19 protein-coding genes and 1 tRNA gene are annotated in these 16,496 nt (G+C 68.5%); 9 read left to right on the top strand and 11 right to left on the bottom strand.

Going from position 1 to position 16,496, the window contains the following annotated elements; translation table 11 throughout:
• Positions 1-6: 6 nt before the first annotated feature.
• From LQ566_RS15620 to LQ566_RS15645, 6 genes are all read right to left on the bottom strand, one after another.
• Positions 7-798 (bottom strand): ABC transporter ATP-binding protein, encoded by a 792-nt coding sequence (locus LQ566_RS15620; RefSeq protein ID WP_231092698.1) that lies wholly within the window; start codon positions 796-798, stop codon positions 7-9.
• A complete protein-coding gene (locus tag LQ566_RS15625; protein WP_231092699.1) occupies positions 795-1,583 on the bottom strand; it encodes an ATP-binding cassette domain-containing protein in 789 nt (262 codons plus the stop codon). The genes LQ566_RS15620 and LQ566_RS15625 overlap by 4 nt, the downstream gene beginning before the upstream one ends.
• On the bottom strand, positions 1,580-2,476 hold the full coding sequence (locus LQ566_RS15630; protein WP_231092700.1) for an ABC transporter permease: 897 nt from the start codon (positions 2,474-2,476) through the stop codon (positions 1,580-1,582). The genes LQ566_RS15625 and LQ566_RS15630 overlap by 4 nt, the downstream gene beginning before the upstream one ends.
• Entirely contained in the window at positions 2,476-3,426 is a 951-nt protein-coding gene (locus LQ566_RS15635) for an ABC transporter permease (RefSeq protein ID WP_231092701.1), read from the bottom strand. The genes LQ566_RS15630 and LQ566_RS15635 overlap by 1 nt, the downstream gene beginning before the upstream one ends.
• 21 nt (positions 3,427-3,447) lie before the next feature.
• Complete coding sequence (locus LQ566_RS15640) at positions 3,448-4,953, bottom strand: ABC transporter substrate-binding protein (protein WP_231092702.1); 1,506 nt, start codon at positions 4,951-4,953, stop codon at positions 3,448-3,450.
• A gap of 146 nt (positions 4,954-5,099) precedes the next feature.
• Entirely contained in the window at positions 5,100-6,044 is a 945-nt protein-coding gene (locus LQ566_RS15645) for an alpha/beta fold hydrolase (RefSeq protein ID WP_231092703.1), read from the bottom strand.
• Positions 6,045-6,241: 197 nt separating this feature from the next.
• Here LQ566_RS15645 and LQ566_RS15650 point away from each other — a divergent pair, with 197 nt between their 5' ends.
• The 3 genes from LQ566_RS15650 to LQ566_RS15660 all read left to right on the top strand — a co-directional run bounded on the left by LQ566_RS15650 (position 6,242) and on the right by LQ566_RS15660 (position 7,987).
• Positions 6,242-6,706: a carboxymuconolactone decarboxylase family protein gene (locus LQ566_RS15650; protein ID WP_231092704.1), complete on the top strand. Its 465-nt coding sequence runs from the start codon at positions 6,242-6,244 to the stop codon at positions 6,704-6,706.
• A complete protein-coding gene (locus LQ566_RS15655; RefSeq protein WP_308071097.1) occupies positions 6,703-7,464 on the top strand; it encodes a tyrosine-protein phosphatase in 762 nt (253 codons plus the stop codon). The genes LQ566_RS15650 and LQ566_RS15655 overlap by 4 nt, the downstream gene beginning before the upstream one ends.
• A 73-nt stretch (positions 7,465-7,537) precedes the next feature.
• Entirely contained in the window at positions 7,538-7,987 is a 450-nt protein-coding gene (locus LQ566_RS15660) for an SIP domain-containing protein (RefSeq protein ID WP_231092705.1), read from the top strand.
• 82 nt (positions 7,988-8,069) lie between these two features.
• Here LQ566_RS15660 and LQ566_RS15665 read toward each other — a convergent pair whose 3' ends face one another.
• From LQ566_RS15665 to LQ566_RS17570, 4 genes are all read right to left on the bottom strand, one after another.
• Positions 8,070-8,519, bottom strand: coding sequence for a Fe-S oxidoreductase (locus LQ566_RS15665; protein WP_231092706.1), 450 nt, complete (start codon positions 8,517-8,519; stop codon positions 8,070-8,072).
• On the bottom strand, positions 8,516-9,346 hold the full coding sequence (locus tag LQ566_RS15670; protein WP_231092707.1) for an arginase family protein: 831 nt from the start codon (positions 9,344-9,346) through the stop codon (positions 8,516-8,518). The genes LQ566_RS15665 and LQ566_RS15670 overlap by 4 nt, the downstream gene beginning before the upstream one ends.
• Before the next feature lie 120 nt (positions 9,347-9,466).
• Entirely contained in the window at positions 9,467-10,201 is a 735-nt protein-coding gene (locus tag LQ566_RS15675) for a PspA/IM30 family protein (RefSeq protein WP_231092708.1), read from the bottom strand.
• Positions 10,202-10,282: 81 nt separating this feature from the next.
• Positions 10,283-12,328, bottom strand: coding sequence for a TPM domain-containing protein (locus LQ566_RS17570; protein WP_269143253.1), 2,046 nt, complete (start codon positions 12,326-12,328; stop codon positions 10,283-10,285).
• A 194-nt stretch (positions 12,329-12,522) separates the two neighbouring features.
• On the opposite strand from LQ566_RS17570, the gene LQ566_RS15685 reads away from it, so the two are divergent.
• From LQ566_RS15685 to LQ566_RS15710, 6 genes are all read left to right on the top strand, one after another.
• Entirely contained in the window at positions 12,523-13,359 is an 837-nt protein-coding gene (locus tag LQ566_RS15685) for a DUF3097 domain-containing protein (RefSeq protein WP_231092709.1), read from the top strand.
• A 74-nt stretch (positions 13,360-13,433) separates the two neighbouring features.
• The gene (gene trmB / locus LQ566_RS15690; RefSeq protein ID WP_372459816.1) at positions 13,434-14,180 is read left to right on the top strand and encodes a tRNA (guanosine(46)-N7)-methyltransferase TrmB; all 747 of its coding nucleotides are present in this window, start codon (positions 13,434-13,436) and stop codon (positions 14,178-14,180) included.
• A 68-nt stretch (positions 14,181-14,248) separates the two neighbouring features.
• Positions 14,249-14,321, top strand: a tRNA-Arg gene (locus LQ566_RS15695).
• A gap of 63 nt (positions 14,322-14,384) precedes the next feature.
• Positions 14,385-14,744 carry a hypothetical protein gene (locus LQ566_RS15700; RefSeq protein ID WP_231092710.1) on the top strand — a complete coding sequence of 120 codons (360 nt, stop codon included), beginning with the start codon at positions 14,385-14,387 and terminating at the stop codon, positions 14,742-14,744.
• A gap of 110 nt (positions 14,745-14,854) precedes the next feature.
• Positions 14,855-15,076, top strand: a complete 222-nt coding sequence (locus tag LQ566_RS15705) for a hypothetical protein (protein ID WP_231092711.1) — start codon at positions 14,855-14,857, stop codon at positions 15,074-15,076.
• A gap of 38 nt (positions 15,077-15,114) precedes the next feature.
• Complete coding sequence (locus LQ566_RS15710) at positions 15,115-15,675, top strand: histidine phosphatase family protein (RefSeq protein WP_231092712.1); 561 nt, start codon at positions 15,115-15,117, stop codon at positions 15,673-15,675.
• Positions 15,676-15,679: 4 nt separating this feature from the next.
• Here the strand turns inward: LQ566_RS15710 and LQ566_RS15715 are convergent, their stop codons facing one another.
• Positions 15,680-16,477, bottom strand: coding sequence for a helix-turn-helix transcriptional regulator (locus LQ566_RS15715; protein ID WP_231092713.1), 798 nt, complete (start codon positions 16,475-16,477; stop codon positions 15,680-15,682).
• Positions 16,478-16,496 lie beyond the last annotated feature (19 nt).

Consider the following 16,496-nt stretch of genomic DNA (forward strand, 5'->3'; position numbering starts at 1 on the left):
CCGGTCTCAGTCCCGCTCCGGCGAGATGGTCGGGATCGCCGCGAGCAGCCGGCGGGTGTACTCCTGGGCCGGGTGGTGCAGGACGTCCGCGGTCGCGCCGCGTTCGACGATTCGCCCCTCGCTCATCACGGCGACCGAGTCGCACAGGGACTGCACCACCCCGATGTCATGGGACACCAGCACGAGGGTGAGTCCGTCGCGCTCGCGGAGTTCGGCGAGCTGCTCCAGGATCTGTGCGCGCACCGTGACATCCAGTGCGGAGAGCGGCTCATCGCCGATGAGGATCGACGGGCGATGCACCAGCGCGCGGGCCAGGGCGATGCGCTGACGCTGTCCGCCGGAGAACTCGTGCGGATAGCGCTCGGCCATCGCCGCGTCGAGTCCGACGTCCTCCAGCACCTCGCGCACGCGCGCCCGGCGATCACCCGGGATGTCCAGTGCCCACAGCGGCTCCCCGATGATGCGTCCGACGCTCATCCGCGGATCCAGCGATGCGTACGGGTCCTGGAACACGAGTCCGGTGCGGCGGCGCAGCCAGTGCAGCGAAGCGGCGGAGCCGGTGAAGTCCACGTTCGTCCCGTCCACAGCGACGGTCCCGGTGGTGGGGGTGTCGAGGGCCAGCAGCAGCCGGATCAGCGTGGACTTCCCGGATCCGGATTCGCCGATGATCCCGATCGATTCACCGTCGGCGATGTCGAGATCCGTCGGGTGCAGTGCCACGGTGCGACTCGGCGGCCCGAACACAGAGGTGCGGGGGCCGCGGTGCACGCGCGACAACTGGCGCGCCGTCATGCTCATGAGCTCTCCTCACCGCGCCACAGCGTCGCGGTCGCGTCGCGCAGGAGACCCTGCGTCACGGTCGACTGGGGTGCCGTCAGAAGGTGGCCGATGGGGCCCGCCTCCACCACGCGGCCGTGCTCGAGCACCACCGCCGCCGAGGCGATCTCGCTCAGCACAGCCAGGTCGTGGGTGATGAAGACCAGCGACATGCCGTCTTCGGCGACGAGGCGACGCAGCAGCGCGAGGATCTCGGCCTGGATCGTGACGTCGAGCGCCGTGGTCGGCTCATCGGCGATGAGCAGCTTGGGGCGGCACGCCAGTGCCATCGCGATCGCCACACGCTGGCGCTGTCCGCCGGAGAGCTGGTGCGGGTAGCGCTTGACGATCGATTCCGGATCGGGGAGCCGCACGCGTGCGGCCTCGGCGAGCACCCGATCGCGCAGCGCGGCACCGCGCAGGCCCTCGTGGATGCGGATGGAACGGCCGATCTGCGCGCCCACCGTGCGGATCGGGTTGAGCGCGGTGCGGGGTTCCTGGAAGACGATGCCGATGTCGTCGCCGCGCAGCTGCGCGAGCTCGCCGTCGGGCAGGCCCACCAGCTCGCGTCCATTCCACCGGATCGATCCGGAGACCTCGGCACCCGGAGGCAGAAGCCCCAGCAGCGCCAGCGCCGTCATCGACTTGCCGGAGCCGGATTCCCCGATGAGACCGACGCGCGCGCCGTCTGCAACGGTGACGTCGATCCCGTCCACGACACGCTTGCCGTCGATGTCGACGACCAGGCCGCTGACCTCCAGGCTCATGCGATCACCGTGCTTCCGGGTTGTGCGGGGGCCTTGCGCGCGTCGCGCGGGACGCGCCGTCTGCGAGACAGCGTGGGATCGGTGGCCTCGCGAAGCGCATCGCCGAGCAGGTTCAGCGCCAGAACCGAGATGCTGATCATGAGTCCCGGCCAGACCACCGCGAGCGGGTGCACCAGGATGTACTGCTGCGTCTCGCTGAGGAGCAGGCCCCAGGAGGGCTCGCCGACCGAGGCGCCGAGCCCGAGATAGCTGAGGCCCGCCTCGGCGAGCAGCGCGACCCCCATCGACCAGGACAGCTGGACGATGAACACCGGCGCCACGTTCGGCAGCAGATGGCGCACCACGACCTGTCCTGGTGTCAGACCGGACGCGCGGGCGGCGAGCACGAAATCGCTCGCCAGCACGCGACGCAGCTCCGGTCGGGTCACGCGGGCGATGTTCACGCCGAACCCGATGCCGACGGCGATCACCACCACCCACAGCGAACCGCCCCAGACCGAGGAGATCATCATCGCGATGATCAGGACGGGAAAGGCGATGAGGATGTCGATGAAGGTCGCCACGCCCTCGCGCACCAGGCGAGGGGTGAGGGAGCCGAGGCACGCCAGCACCACACCGACCACCGTGGCGATGATCGCGGAGCCGACAGCGACGAACACGGCCGTGCGAGCGCCGGTCATCAGCTGCGTGGACATGTCGCGACCGGTCCCGTCGGTTCCGAGCAGATGGGGCCAGCCGGGACCGGCCCACCGTGCGGACACGTCGACGTCCTTCGGATCGAACGGCGTCCACACCAGCGAGACGGCCGCGAGGAGGGCGACGAGTGCCACCACGATCAGTCCGAAGCGGCCGGTGCCGATGCTCCAGAGCCGGGTGAGGGTGTTGGCGCGCATCAGGACGCCTCCCGCAGTCGCGGGTCGATGAGGCGATGCACGATGTCCATGACCACTCCGATCACCAGGACCACCACCGTGAGAGTGAGCATCTCACCCTGCACCATCGGGAGGTCACGGTTGCCCACGTCGGTCACCAGCATGCGTCCGATGCCGGGGAGATTGAAGAGCTTCTCCACCACGACCGCCCCGACCACGATGCCGGCGAACTGCAGGCCCAGGATGGAGATGATCGAGATGGCCACGTTCGGAAGCCCGTCGCGCAGCAGAGCGCGCGTGCGGGTGAGGCCCTGGGCTGCCGCTGTGCGGACGTAGTCCTCCGTCATCGCCTGCAGCGTGGCACTGCGGACGAAGCGCAACAGGACTGCGCCCTCCACCACGCCGATGGTCAACGCGGGCAGCACGAGTGATGCGAAGGCCTGCGGTGCGTGATTCCATCCGCCGCGGGGGAAGCCCTGTGCTGGGAGCCACTGCAGCCAGAGGGCGAAGACGATCACCAGCAGCATGCCCGCCCAGATCACCGGAACGGAGGCGAGCGCCTGCGCGATGAAGCTGATCGCGCTGCCGGAGCGCTTCCCTCGGCCGAGAGCGGAGAGCACACCGAACGGCACCCCGACCAGCAGCGCCACCAGCATCGACATCAGCGCGAGCGGCACGGTGACCTGCGCCTTCTCCGCCAGCTGCTCGGTGACGGACGATCCGGTCAGGAGAGAGGTGCCGAGATCGCCGCGGAAAACACCACCGATCCAATCGACGTACTGCGTCCAGAGAGGTTCGTTGAGACCGAGCTGCTCCCGCAGCTGGGCGACCTGCGCAGGCGTGCCCTTGGAGCCGGCGATGAGTTGTGCGACATCGCCGGGGAAGACGCGCAGCGCGAGGAAGATGAGGATGCTCGCCACGAGTGGCCCTGCAATCAGCAGGGCCACTCGGGTGAGCAGGAAGCGTGTCATCGATGCGTCAGTCGAAGACGGTCACTCCGTGACGGTGATCTGCGACAGATCGATGCGCGAGTTGATCGAGTCGGTGGGGAAGCCCTGCACGATCGGGGAGACCGCGGTGAGCGTCTCGCCCACGTACAGCCAGTCCGCCGCGTTGTCCTGCGACACGATCTTCGCGGCCTCGGCGAGGAGCTTCGCGGACTCGTCGGCGTCCACGGTGCGCAGCGACTTCTCGTACAGGTCGCTCACCTGGGCGTTGGTGTAGCCGAAGTAGTACTCCGGGTTCGCCCACGTGCTGCCGAAGTCTCGCGGCTCCACGTGGAGCACGAAGCTGAGCTGGTAGTCGTGGTTCTGGTAGACGTCGGTCAGCCACGTGGGGAACTCGACCGAGTTGACCGTGAGCTTGACACCGATCTTGTTGAACGCGGACACCAGGTAGGTGGCGACGGTGGTGCCGTAGAAGCTGGGGATGGTCAGGGTGAGGCCGAGGTTGCTCTTGCCGGCTTCGGCCAGAAGGGCCTTCGCCTTCTCCGGGTCGTAGGAGACGAGAGAAGACAGGTCCTCGTAGCCCGGGTCGAGCTCGGGGATCGGCCCGTACAGCGGCTGTCCGGCCCCGACGGCCTCGACGAGCGCCTTGTGGTCGATCGCGAGACGCAGCGCCTCGCGCACCTTCGGGTCGTCCAGCGGGGCCGCAGCGTTGTTGAACGCCAGCACGGCCTTATCCGTGGTCTTGCCGCGGGTGATGGTGAAGTCGGTGCCCTCGAAGCGCGAGGCCAGGTTGGGGTCGACGGCCGTGAGCACGTCCACACTGTCATCCAGCGCGGCGTTCACACCGGAGCTGAAGTCGGGGATGTAGCTGAACACCACTTCCTTCACGCCCGCCTTCTCGCCCCAGTAGGCGTCGTTGCGTGCGAAGGTGATGCTGTCGCCCTGCTTCCAGTCCGCCAGGGTGAAGGGGCCGGTGCCGTTGGCGGCCGTCTTGAGGTCCGTGGTGTCGTCCTTCGCGAAGACGAGCCCGGCCGGGGTGGTCAGGGCGAACAGGAAGTTCTGGTTCGGCTGCGTGAGGGTGATCACGACGGTGCTCTCATCGGGAGCGGTGATCGAGGCGACATCAGCGAAGTCGCTGTGCCCGACCACGGTCTCGTCATCCTTCACCTGCGTGTACGCGGCCACGACATCGGCGGATGTCAGCGGCTGGCCGCCGCTGAAGGTGACGCCCTCGTGCAGGGTGAACGTGTAGGTGAGGCCGTCCGCCGAGATCTCGTGCTTGCTGGCGAGTGCGTCGACGATCTCGTTGTCCTGCGTGCGGGTGACCAGGCCCTGATAGATGTTGTCGACGAGGATCTGCTCGAGGGCTGCCCCCGAGGTGTGACGGATGTCAAGGTTGGTGGGCTCGAGCACGAGACCGACGCGCAGGGTCGCGTCCGCATCGGCGGCCGCGGAAGAGGTCGGGTCGGGTGCGGCGCTGCCGCCGGCGCACGCCCCGAGCGTGAGGGCGAGTGCGGCGATCGTCGCGATGACGGCGGTTCGGCGGAACATGTCGGTCCTTTCGGAACGGTGTCGGTTCAGACTTGCAGAATCTGGGTGAGCGCGGGGCGGTTCGGTGGAATCGCGTGGAATGGAGTGAGCTTAGAAACGCGAACGGCGGCGAATGCAATCCGCTCGGAATGCGGCGTCACAGGGGGTCACGCGGCGACCTCGCGGACGATGTCGGCGAGCTCTGCGGCGTTCGTCTCCTGGGGGTTGTGACCGGAGTCGATCGCAATGATCGCGGCGGCGGGTACGCGCTCGCGGAAGGCGGCCAGCGCCGCGTCGTTGATGTAGCCCGATGCGCCGCGTACGAGCGTGATCGGGGCGGTCACCGCGGCGAGGTCGTCCCAGCCGGTGTCCAGTCGCAGCGCCGGCGTTCCCTCCGTGCGAGCAGCCCCGGGGAGGATGTGCCGCGCGAGCTCAGCGAAGTGGTGCTTCCACACCACGCTGCCGTCTTCGCGTACCCGGGTGTTGAAGAAGACGCCCCGCTCGGTGTCTGCTCGGTCCCCTCCCATGCCGAAGGACTGCGCCCAGTCCACGACCGCGTCGCGCGAGGGGAACTCGGCCTTCTCATAGAAGGCGCGAAGCTGAGCGGGACCCGGGCCCCCGTCGATTCCTGGCGTGATGTCGACGAGGAGGAGGGTGCTCACTAGTTCCGGTCGGTGCGCGGCAATCCATGCCGCGGTCATCCCGCCGAGGGAGTGGCCGACGAGGGTGATGGGCGTATCGGTGAATGCCGCGATCGCGTCGGCGACCGCGGGCCCCATGTGGGCGGGGGAGTAGTCGGCGTCGCTGCGCCAGTCTGAATCGCCGTGACCGGGCAGATCGATGGCCAGTGCGGGGAGATCCAGGGCCAGGACCGTCGTGTCCCAGGTGTGGGCGTTGAGGCCGGCGCCGTGGAGGAGGACGACCGCGGGGGTGTCCGTCCCGAACCTCAGGGCGCTGATCGAGCCGGTCGCCGTGTCCACTGTCACTCGTTCCACCACGGGCACCGCGACGGACGATCGCCCGGAGCGGGAGTTCAGCGCGTCGACCTGCCCGGCAAGGTAGGCGAACTCGTCGGTGCCGTGTGATGCGGCCTGGTTCGCGTCGATGATCACAGGGGATCCTTCGGTCGAGGGAAGCGCGGGTTCGCGCAGGCCCCATTCTGGACCGTCCGTGCCGCATCCGAGAAACTCATCGACATAATGCTCAGAAATGAGCGGCGCGAGCTTCACTATATGCTCACGAAATGCGTATGGAGTAGAGCAAATTGCATTTCGGCCGTTCCTGGACGGGGACGACCTAGCATGGTGACATGGCTGAGAACCGCGTGCACCTGTCCCGGACCGAACCCGAAGCGTACAAGGCTCTGGCGGCGTTCTCGGACACCGTTGCCCGGATCTGCACCGCCAACGGCATCGATGACCGGCTCAAGGAGATCGTGATGCTGCGCTCGTCCCAGCTGAACGGATGCGCCTACTGCGTGCGGGTGCACACCGACCGTGCGATCACCGCGGGACTCACGACGGACGAGATGATGCAGATCGGTGCCTGGCGCGAATCGGGCGTCTTCACCGACCGGGAGCGGGCAGGACTCGAACTCGCCGAAGCATATGTGAACATCGGCGACGGCGGGGTGTCCGACGAGGTGTACGACAGCGTCGGCTCGGTGCTGACCGAGAAGGAGTACGCCGCTCTGAGCTGGGCGTGCGTCTCCATCAACGCCTTCAACAGGGTCGCGGTGGCAGGTCGGTATCCCGTGCCCCCGCGCGGGCAGTGACCATCCCGGCCGTCCCCTCCGCCGATGGCACGCGCGGGGCCGGCGTCGATGTGCCGGGTGATTCGCTGATCCGGGGCGTCCTCAATTTCCGCGATGTCGGCGGTCTGCGCGCGGGTGCGGGGATGACGCGCTCGGGTGTGCTGTTCCGCTCCGGCAACCTGGCGCAACTGGCCGATCGCGCGGCGTTCGACGCGCTGGGTCTGCGGGCCATCGTCGATCTCCGCGACGACGAGGAGGTGCAGCGCGATCCGTCGCGCGCGGGCGAGGTGCCGATCCGGCGGATGCCCGTCTTCCTTGGCTCGGTGGCGTCGTTCTTCGCCGAAGACCAGAGCCTCGATGACATGTACCGCGCGATGACCGAGGATGCCGCAACGCGCGTGGTCGATGCCGTGCGCACGGTGCTGGAGGTCCAGCCGGTGCTGGTCCACTGCACGGTGGGCAAGGACCGCACGGGGGTGACCGTGGCGCTGGCGCTGTCGGCCGCGGGAGTCGACCGCGATGCTGTCGTCGCCGACTACGCCCGGACGGAGACACTGCTTCCGGAGGAGCGGAATCGTCAGGTGCTGTCATTCCTCGGACGGATGTATCCGGACATGGTGCACCTGGAGGAGCTCACCACGCGCTCGCCCGCCCGTGTGATGCACGGGCTTCTCGACTCTCTCGACATGCAGTACGGCTCTCCCGCCGACTATCTGCGTGCACACGGCATGAGCGATGACGAGATCGCCGGTCTCGCGGACGTGCTCATCGCCCGCTGAGCGGGCTGGTTCGCTGGGCAGTTTCCGAGTGTGAGGTAAGGCATGCCTATCCTCGCGTTATGATGGACGCATCATGACCGCACGCTCGTCCCGCCCCGTCTCCGCGCGCCGTGCCGCACGCAATCCGAAGGCCCCGCATCTCATCGCGGCCGACGAGACGTGCTTCGCCGAGCTGGAGGCGCTGATCGCCACCCTGCCGCTCTGCGCGACCGGGCGCGTGTTCGTCGAGGTTCCCGACGCGTCCTGGGTCTCTGAACTGCAGGCGCCGCCGCGGATGACCGTCACCTGGCTGGACCGTTCGCGTCGTACCGGGCCCGCGGGCAGCGAGTGCGGTGTGGGTCACGCCCTCACGCGCGCCGTCACCGCGTGGGCCGACGAGATGCTGTGCGAGGAAGAGGACGACAGCACGCGCGTCTTTCTGCTGGGGGACCCGCTGGCGGCGTCTGACATCGCCGCCCACCTCACGCGCTCCCTGGAGGTCCCCGCCTCGCGTGTGTTTGCGCTCGCTCGCTTTACGGACTGAGTCCACTCGGTTTCATAGCGCGCGATTGGCCCCAAATCGCGCCGAATAGGAGCCTATTGCGCGCAATGAAACGGGGGATGAGTCACGCGCCCCGCGGAACGTAATTGCCGTCGACGAGGCCTGCCTCGATCTCGAAGCGGTTGCGGAGGGGATCGCGTCCCGACAGCGCGTACAGGAACGGCATCAGGAAGCCGTAGCGCCGCCACTGGTCGGCGTGGACGGCTTCGTGGCGAAGCACCGCCGTGGTGGGCTCCGCGTCCCCCGTGAGGAAGCAGTTGCCGACGCACACGCCGCCGCGCGCGTGAGTCCAGTTCGGCATCCCGCGAAAGACCCACAGGCCGTTGCGGTGCTCCACCCGGCCGCGACTCCACAGCCCGCCCCACACCCAGCCAACGGCACAACCCCACCAGAACCCGACGCGGCTGACCGGGGAATCCAGCAACGCGCCGGGGATGAGGCGGTCCCATCGAGCGCCTCGGCGGACGATGCGCTCGGCGCGCGCCTCCCAGTCTGCGGGGATGCGGCGGCTCATGCGAGGGCGCCGACGATGCGCAGGATCGCACCGAGATCTTCGACGGCGGCGATCGGCGAGGCTGGCGCGAAGCCGGCGATCGTGGCACCGGCCAGCGGGAGGCGCTCGCGGATCGCCCGGATCGCATCCACCAGCTGCATGCGCGTGAGGCCGAACGGCACGGCGTCTCCGACCCCGGTGATCTCCGCGGGGTCGAGGACATCGAGATCGATGTGCAGGTACACCCGGGTGGCTCCGGTCGCGACGATCGCCGCAGCGAGATCCGCCGCGTCGTCTCCCGCGTGGGTCCCGATCCCCGATGATGCGATGTAGTCAACCTCCGCATCATCCAGGGAGCGGGCACCGACCAAGGTGGCGTGGACGGGGGAGAGCCCGCCACGAGTGAGGGGTTCCGCGCCCTCGCCGATGACGGTGCGCAGCGCCATTCCGGCGAAGGAGCCCGACGGGCTGGAATCGGGCGTGTTGAGGTCGCCGTGCGCATCGAACCAGACGACCGCGAGGGCTTCTCCCTCCGTCGCGTGGCGGTGCTGCTCGGCGTGATGAGCGATCGCCGGCACGGAGATGCTGCAGTCGCCACCGATGAGGACGGCGTGCTCACCCGGTGCGACCTTGCCGAGCGCCTCCACAATGGCCTCCTGGACGCGCAGCAGAGAACTGGCCCGCAGCACGTCGGTCTGGATGGGCTCACCGGCCTCCAGCGGTACGGGCACGACGATCACGGCGCTGTGCGGCAGGTCGCCGGCGATGGCTTCGGCACCATCGGCGAGGGACATGGCACGAGCGGATGGTGAGCCCTGCCACTGCGGCACGATCAGGAAGCGGGTCATGCCCACAATCTTCCCACCGTCGGCCGGTGCTGTCCCCGTGCTTCGCCCTCAGCGCACGATCGGCCTGCAACGCCAGCGGGCGCCGGTCCGAAGACCGACGCCCGCGGGGTGGAGCGAAGATTACTGCTCGATCGCGTGCGGCGCCTGGCCCGCCTTGAGGGCGGCGAGGCGAGCCTCGACCTCGGTCAGCTCGCCCATGTCGTCGAGGCTGTTGAACTGTGCGTCCAGCGACGAGGCAGCGATCTCCGCCTTGCCCTGTGCGAGCGCCTCCTGGCGGCGGACCTTGTCCTCGAAGCGGCTGAGGTCGCTGGTCGGGTCCATGACGTCGATGGACTTCACCGCGTCGTGCACGCGGTTCTGGGCCTCGGCGGTCTTGGCGCGGGCGACCAGCTCGCTGCGCTTGTTCTTCAGCTCCTCGAGCTTGGTCTTCATGCCGTTGAGGCCGCTCTTGAGCTTGTCGACGACCTCGGTCTGCGAGGCGATGGTCGGCTCGGCCTGGCGGGCCTCGCCCTCGGCCGAGATCTGACGCTGCAGCGCGACCTTGGCGAGGTTGTCGAACTTGTCGGCATCGGCGGTGTTGCCCGCCGTGCGGAACTCGTCGGCCTTGCGGCTGGCGGCGAGAGCCTTCTGGCCCCACTCGTTGGCGGCCTGGATGTCCTCGGCGTGGTCGCGCTCGAGCATGCGCAGGTTGCCGATCGTCTCCGCGATCGCCGACTCCGCGTCGGCGATGTTGTTGCTGTAGTCGCGGACGAGCTGGTCGATCATCTTCTGCGGGTCCTCAGCCGCGTCGATCATCGCGTTGACGTTCGCCCGGATGAGAGTGGAGATGCGACCGAAGATGGACTGCTTTGCCATCGGGATTCCTTTCCTTGGAAGGTTCGTGCTGGTGCGGGCCGGTGGCCCGGGTATGGGTTCAGGGTGCGGGCTGCGGAGTCTTCAGAAGCGGCCTCCACTGTGTCCTGACGAGCCGCCGCCTCCGCCGAAGCTGCCGCCTCCGCCGCCGAAGCCGCCGACGGAGAATCCGCCGCCGCCTCCGCCTCCGAAGAACCCGCCGCTGTGGCCGCTGCTGCTGCTTCCGCCGCCGCCGAAGATGCCGCCTCCGCCGCCCCACCCGCCGCCGCCCCACCCGCCGCCGCGGCGGTTGTTGTTCATGGAGTTGCCGATGAGGATGCCGCCGAGGAGAGCGCCGAGGCTGTCGTCGTTTCCGCCGCCGCCTCCGCCGCCCCACATGCCCATGTCGTTCTGCGCGAGCCGGAGCGCTTCTGAGGCAAGGCGGTCGGCGGACTGTGCCAGGCTGAGCGCCTGCACGGGATCGCTGCTCGCGACGGCCCGAGCCTGAGCGGCGTTCTGCTGCGCCTGGGAAAGGCGCGTCCGAGCGGTGCTGCTGATGGCACCGCGGCGGTTGAGGATGAAGCTCTCCGCGGACGCGATCTGGGTGTCAGCCCGCTGCAGCGCGCTGCCCAGCATCGATTGTGCGCGCTGGATCTTCGCCGCCTCGTCGCGTCCGCGCGCGATCACCGCGTCGATGGCGGTGTTGGCAGCGTCCAGCATCCGCAGCGCCTCGAGCGGGTCCCGGTTCGCGTTGCCCAGGAGCGACTGCGCCTGTCGCAGCTGCTGCGCGGCTGTCGCAGCGGTCTGGGCGATGGACCCGGAGGAGTCCGGCAGACCTTGTGCCGCCTGGATATCGTTCTGGATCTCGCGGACCAGCTCACCTCCGCGCTGCTCGGCCGCGGTCAGGTTCGTGGCGAGCGCCTCGACGGCGTCCTCGAGCTGGGTCGCCTGCTGAATCGCGCCCTCGGCGGCACGGATCGACATGGCGGCGTCGCCCGTCTGCCCCGCGGCGATGGCCGACTGGGCGGCCGTGATCTGCTGATCCGTGAAAGTGATGCGTGAGCGCGCCTGCGTGGTGTTGTCGGCCACGGCGGAAATCGCACCCGCCGCGTAGGTCTGCGCAAGCCGGGCGAGGATCTGGTCGGCTCGCTCGATCTCCGAGACCGCCGCGGCGCGAAGTCGCTGGACGTTCTCCAGCGCCGCAGGCGCGTTCTGCTCCAGCTTGCGGAGCTGGTCGAAGTCGGCCTTCTTGCTCTCCAGCTCCGTGGTGGTCTGCGAACACAGCTCGATGATGCGCTGGTTCCATTCGATCTTCTGCTGGTCGGTGTCGGGGATTTCGTCATCGAGTTTCTGCTTGAGACCGAACGCCTCGTCGAGGTTCTGGGATGCGGCCTGGAGGGCAGCCGTGAATTCGCCGATCGCGTCGTCACCGAACTGCGCCCGCGCGTAGTCCATCTCCTGCTCGCTGGCCTTCACCACGTCATCGGTGCGCACGAGCGCGATCCCGGCTTCCTGAGCGAGCTGCTCGATCTGAGCCTGCCGCGCGGCCCGCTCAGCGGCGGCCTTGCGGGCCCGCTTCACCAGGAGAAACACGACCGTCGCCAGCACCGCGATGACCACCACGACGCCGAACAGCATCCATGCCGTCGCGGCCCGCTTCGGGCCGTCCACCAGGATGTCCTGGATCTTCGCGGCGCCGTCGGACACGGCTCCTGCCCAGTCGCTCTTCTGCAGGGCGGGCAGCATCGCGTCGGTCACCTCGACCTGCTGCGACGCGTTCAGCGGGCCGCCACTGTCGGGCCCCGCCATCGCGAAGTTGCGATCCACGGTGGCGATGGAGATCAGGTACTGGCGGTCACTGAAATTGTTTCCATTGCGGGTGCGCTCGGTCCATTCGACGTCGCCCGTGGGGTTGGTGTAGGAGTCGATGAACACGACGAACAGCTCTGCGCCGCTGTCGGTGCTGAGCTGCGACAGCTGCTCGTTCAGCGCAGCCTCCTGGCCTGCGGTGAGCACATCGCTGGAATCGGTGACGTGGCCGCTCCCCGTCAACGGACCCGGATCGGTGGCGTACGCCGCCCCCATGCCGAGTCCGGCCAGCAGCACTCCTGCCACCGCACCGAGCGTCAGTACTCGTCTCAGACCCCGCATGCCACCCCCTGTTGAGCTCGAGGTTCCGGTTCTGCGACCACTCTATTCATCCCGGCCAGCGAGGTCATCACCGACTTCCCAGGTGTGGGAACGCCCACAGCGAAATCACACCCGACGTGTCACGGCCCGGCACACGCGCGTCGGCCGGAACCGGCCGGGTCACGCGCCTAGGCTGAGAGATTCAGGAGGTCAGGATGGACGATCGGTACGGCGCGGACGTACTCGCGCCAGGATGGCGCGATGCGGGACGCAAGCACGTGAAGAAGGTCCCCGCGGAACGGGACCTGGTGGTCGAGGTCGCCGCTGACGGGTACTGCGGCGCGGTGACGAAGTCGACCCACGCCGAGGTCGAGCTGGAGGACTGGAAGGGACGCAAGCGGCTGTTCCCGCTGGGTCACGGGTTCCTCATCGAGGGGGAGCTCGTCGAACTGGTTCCCGCCGCCCCGAAGGAGCCGACCACCGGCAAGACCCGCACGGCGTCGGGCTCCTTCGCCGTAGCCGATGCACGTGCCCGCACTGCCCGCCCGAGCCGGATCCTGGTCGAAGGACGCCACGATGCCGAGCTCGTCGAGAAGGTCTGGGGCGCCGATCTGCGCGTCGAGGGGGTGGTGGTGGAGTACCTCCAGGGCGTCGACAACCTCGCCGATCTGCTCGAGACCGAACCCCCGACGGCGCAGCGGCGTTACGGGGTCCTGGTGGACCATCTGGTGCCGGGCTCCAAGGAGACCCGCATCGTGGAGAAGCTCCTCAAGGGCCCTCACGGCAAGCACATGAAGATCGTGGGACACCCGTACATCGACGTCTGGCAGGCCGTCACACCGCAGGCGATGGGGATCACAGCCTGGCCCGTGATCCCGCGAGGCGTGGAATGGAAGGCCGGCATCTGCGAGGCGTTCCGCTGGCCCCACGAGGACCAGGCCGACATCGCCCGCGCGTGGCAGCGGATCCTGTCGCGCGTGACGACGTTCCGTGACCTGGAGCCGGCGCTCATCGGCCGCGTCGAGGAACTCATCGACTTCGTGACCGAATGACGCGCGGCCTCGCCCACGTGCAGGTGCGCGAGGCCGCGGAATGACCGTGCGGCGGGGTGTCCTACCCTTGATGGGTGAGTGATTCCGGCGCGCCCGAGAGCGTAGAAGCCCCGTTCCGCAAGAAGACCGTGTCCTTCGTGCGCCGCTCCGGCCGCATGTCGGACGCGCAGGAACGAGCGTACGCCGACCTGGCGGACACGTTCCTGCTGGACATTCCGCGAGACGTCGCCTCGATGTCCGTGCACCCAGAGGCCGAGTTCATTCCGTCGGCGGCATATGGTCGGCAAGCGCCCCTCGTGGTCGAGATCGGATCGGGTCAGGGACACGCCATCGTGCACGCGGCCCAGCAGAATCCGGACACCGACTTCCTGGCCGTCGAGGTGTTCCGGGCGGGCCTGGCCCGCACCATGCTGGATGCCGACAAGGCGGGGGTGACCAACCTCCGCCTCGCAGAGGCGAACGCACCCGAAGTGCTCTCCAAGCTGCTGCCGCCAGCGAGCGTCGCGGAGGTGTGGGTGTTCTTCCCCGACCCCTGGCACAAGGTGCGCCATAACAAGCGCCGCCTCATCCAGCCGGAGTTCACGCCGGTGATCGCCGACGCCCTTCGCGACGGCGGGTTGCTCCGCATGGCGACCGACTGGGAGGAGTACGCGCTCCAGATGCGCGACGTTCTGGACGCGTCCGAGCAGTTCGAGCGCGCGTTCGAGGGGGAGTGGGCGGAGCGGTTCGACGGTCGCGTGCTCACGGCGTTCGAGCGCAAGGGGCAGCGTGCCGGTCGCGACATCCGCGACCTCACCTACCGTCGCCGATCCCGCGCCTGAGCCGCGCCGCGCCCGGGCGTCACGCGCGTCGGGACCCATCGCGTCGCGATGATAGGCTCATGCGGTACGCCTCTGTAGCTCAGTGGATAGAGCGCCGGTTTCCGGTACCGTAGGTCGCAGGTTCGACTCCTGTCAGGGGCACAACAACACCCCGGGACTCAGATGAGAGTTCCGGGGTTCGTCGTTTCACGGCGAAGGGGATACATGGATTCTCGGGCGTCGGCGCGCACACGTGGCGCGCTGGTCGTGCAGGCACTGCCGGGTATCGTTCTTCACCTCATCCTGTCGGTGGTGGGAGGCCTCGTCGTGTTCCTCCTGCGGCTCGCGGCCGCCGGATGCGGGGAGAGTGGCCGGCAGTGCAACTTCGCCGCCATCGGGATCGGCCAGAATTCCCTGGTCTTCGTCGTCCCGGCCATCTGGGCTCTCACAGCTGCGGCAGCACTCGTGTCCGCGGCATCGAGCGGCAAGCCGGCGAACCGGGTGATCGCCCGGGGCGTTGTGGCAACCGGGGTTTACCTGCTGGTTGCTGCCTGTCTGACGCTTCTCGGCGCATACGTGTTCTGAGGTACGGCGCGGTCTCAGAGCGGGATCCTCACAATATCCCTCGCGCGGGGGAGCTGCCCGATGCGGCGACCTCGTAGGGTCGAGGCGCGGTCGACGAGAGGAGAAAGAACATGAGCGCAGCGGGTAGGGGACGTCCGGAGACTTCGGTCTGGTACTTCGTGGGAGCCGTGTTCATCTTCGCGGTGCCCAACCTGGTCTTCCGCGATATCGAACTGTGGGCGCGCATCGGCGTGATCGCGCTGGGCTTTGCTGTGATGGCCGCGGGCTTCGTGCAATTGCGCCGAGAGATCACCGCGAAGGGCGATCGAGATTCCGACGCCGGAGACGACTGATCGAGCCTGCGGGCCGGACACGGGGGAGAATGGTCCCGATGGAACCGAACGCCACCCTCCTCGCTCTGGTGCGACACGGGCAGACCGACTGGAATAGACAGGATCTGCTGCAGGGCTCCAGCGATATTCAGCTGAACGCCACCGGGCGCGCACAGGCCACGCAGGCGGGCCTTCTCCTGTCCGATGCGTCGTGGGACCGGATCGTGACCTCCCCTCTGCAGCGGGCGGTCGAGACCGCGCGGATCATCGCCGAGATCTGCGGGGTGGATTCCCTCGACGTCGATCCGGCGCTCGTGGAGCGTGACTATGGCGCCGCGGAGGGCATGACGCGCGAACAGGCGACGCTCCAGTTCGGCACCGACTGGCCCGGCGAGGAGTCGTACGAGGATCTCACCGTTCGCGCCGTGGCGGCCGTGGACGCGATCGCTTCCCGGTACCCGGGGCAGCGCCTGATCCTGGCGACCCACGGCACCTTCATCCGCGCATTCGCCGATGCCGTGGTCGGCGCGCCGACGGTCAAACCGGACAACGCGCACTCGGTGCGGTTCTCGGGCGCGCCCGGAGCATGGACCGTGACAGCGGGACTGCACCTGGTCTGAGGCTCTAGTCGGCGTCGGGCAGGTAGGCCACGATCGTGAGATCCGGGGCGTCCTGCGGGGTGATCTTCACCTGCTCGAACACCCGCTCACCATCGACCGGATGCACGAAAGCGCGGCGTCGGGAGGCGAAACGGTCGATCTCGTGCTCGTCCCAGGCCGCCGCGAAGTCCGGGCTCGCTTCTCGCAGGAAGCCCACGAGGCGCACGTGATCCGGACCCCCGATCCGGCCGCCGGCCTCGGCGCGGTACTCCGCAAGGAACTGTCGCGATGTGACGTCCCAGTCGGGAAGCATCGCGCGCACATACGGATCGGTGAACACGAACACCAGCAGGTTGCGCTCCTCCGCGGGCGTCGTCGCCACCCCGGGGAACAGATGCGCGTACGCGGGATTCCACGCCGCGATGTCCCAGTGGGGCGTGACGGCGAAGGCGGGGGCCGGGTCGAGAGCGTCGAGCAGGTGCTGCACGTGCGCCGGCACCGGCGCCGGAGCGAGCGGCTCGGGTCGCGGGGAGGGCGTGAAGCCCGCGAGCCCGAGCAGGTAGTCGTGCTCGGCATGGGTGAGACGCAAGTTCACCGCGATCGCGTCGATCACCTGTCGGGAGGGGTTGATGTCCCGGCCCTGTTCGAGCCACGTGTACCACGTCACCGAGACACCCGACAGGAACGCGATCTCCTCCCGGCGAAGCCCGGTCGTCCGTGCCCGTCCGACGGGGGGAAGGTCGTACTCCGCGCGGTTCACTCCGGTGCGCCGGCGACGCAGGAACTCGCCGAGTTCACGCCGTGAATCATCCATCGCGGTCATGAGCGCACCCTCTCTGATG

The organism is Microbacterium nymphoidis (assembly GCF_021044885.1).
GTDB lineage: Bacteria > Actinomycetota > Actinomycetes > Actinomycetales > Microbacteriaceae > Microbacterium > Microbacterium nymphoidis.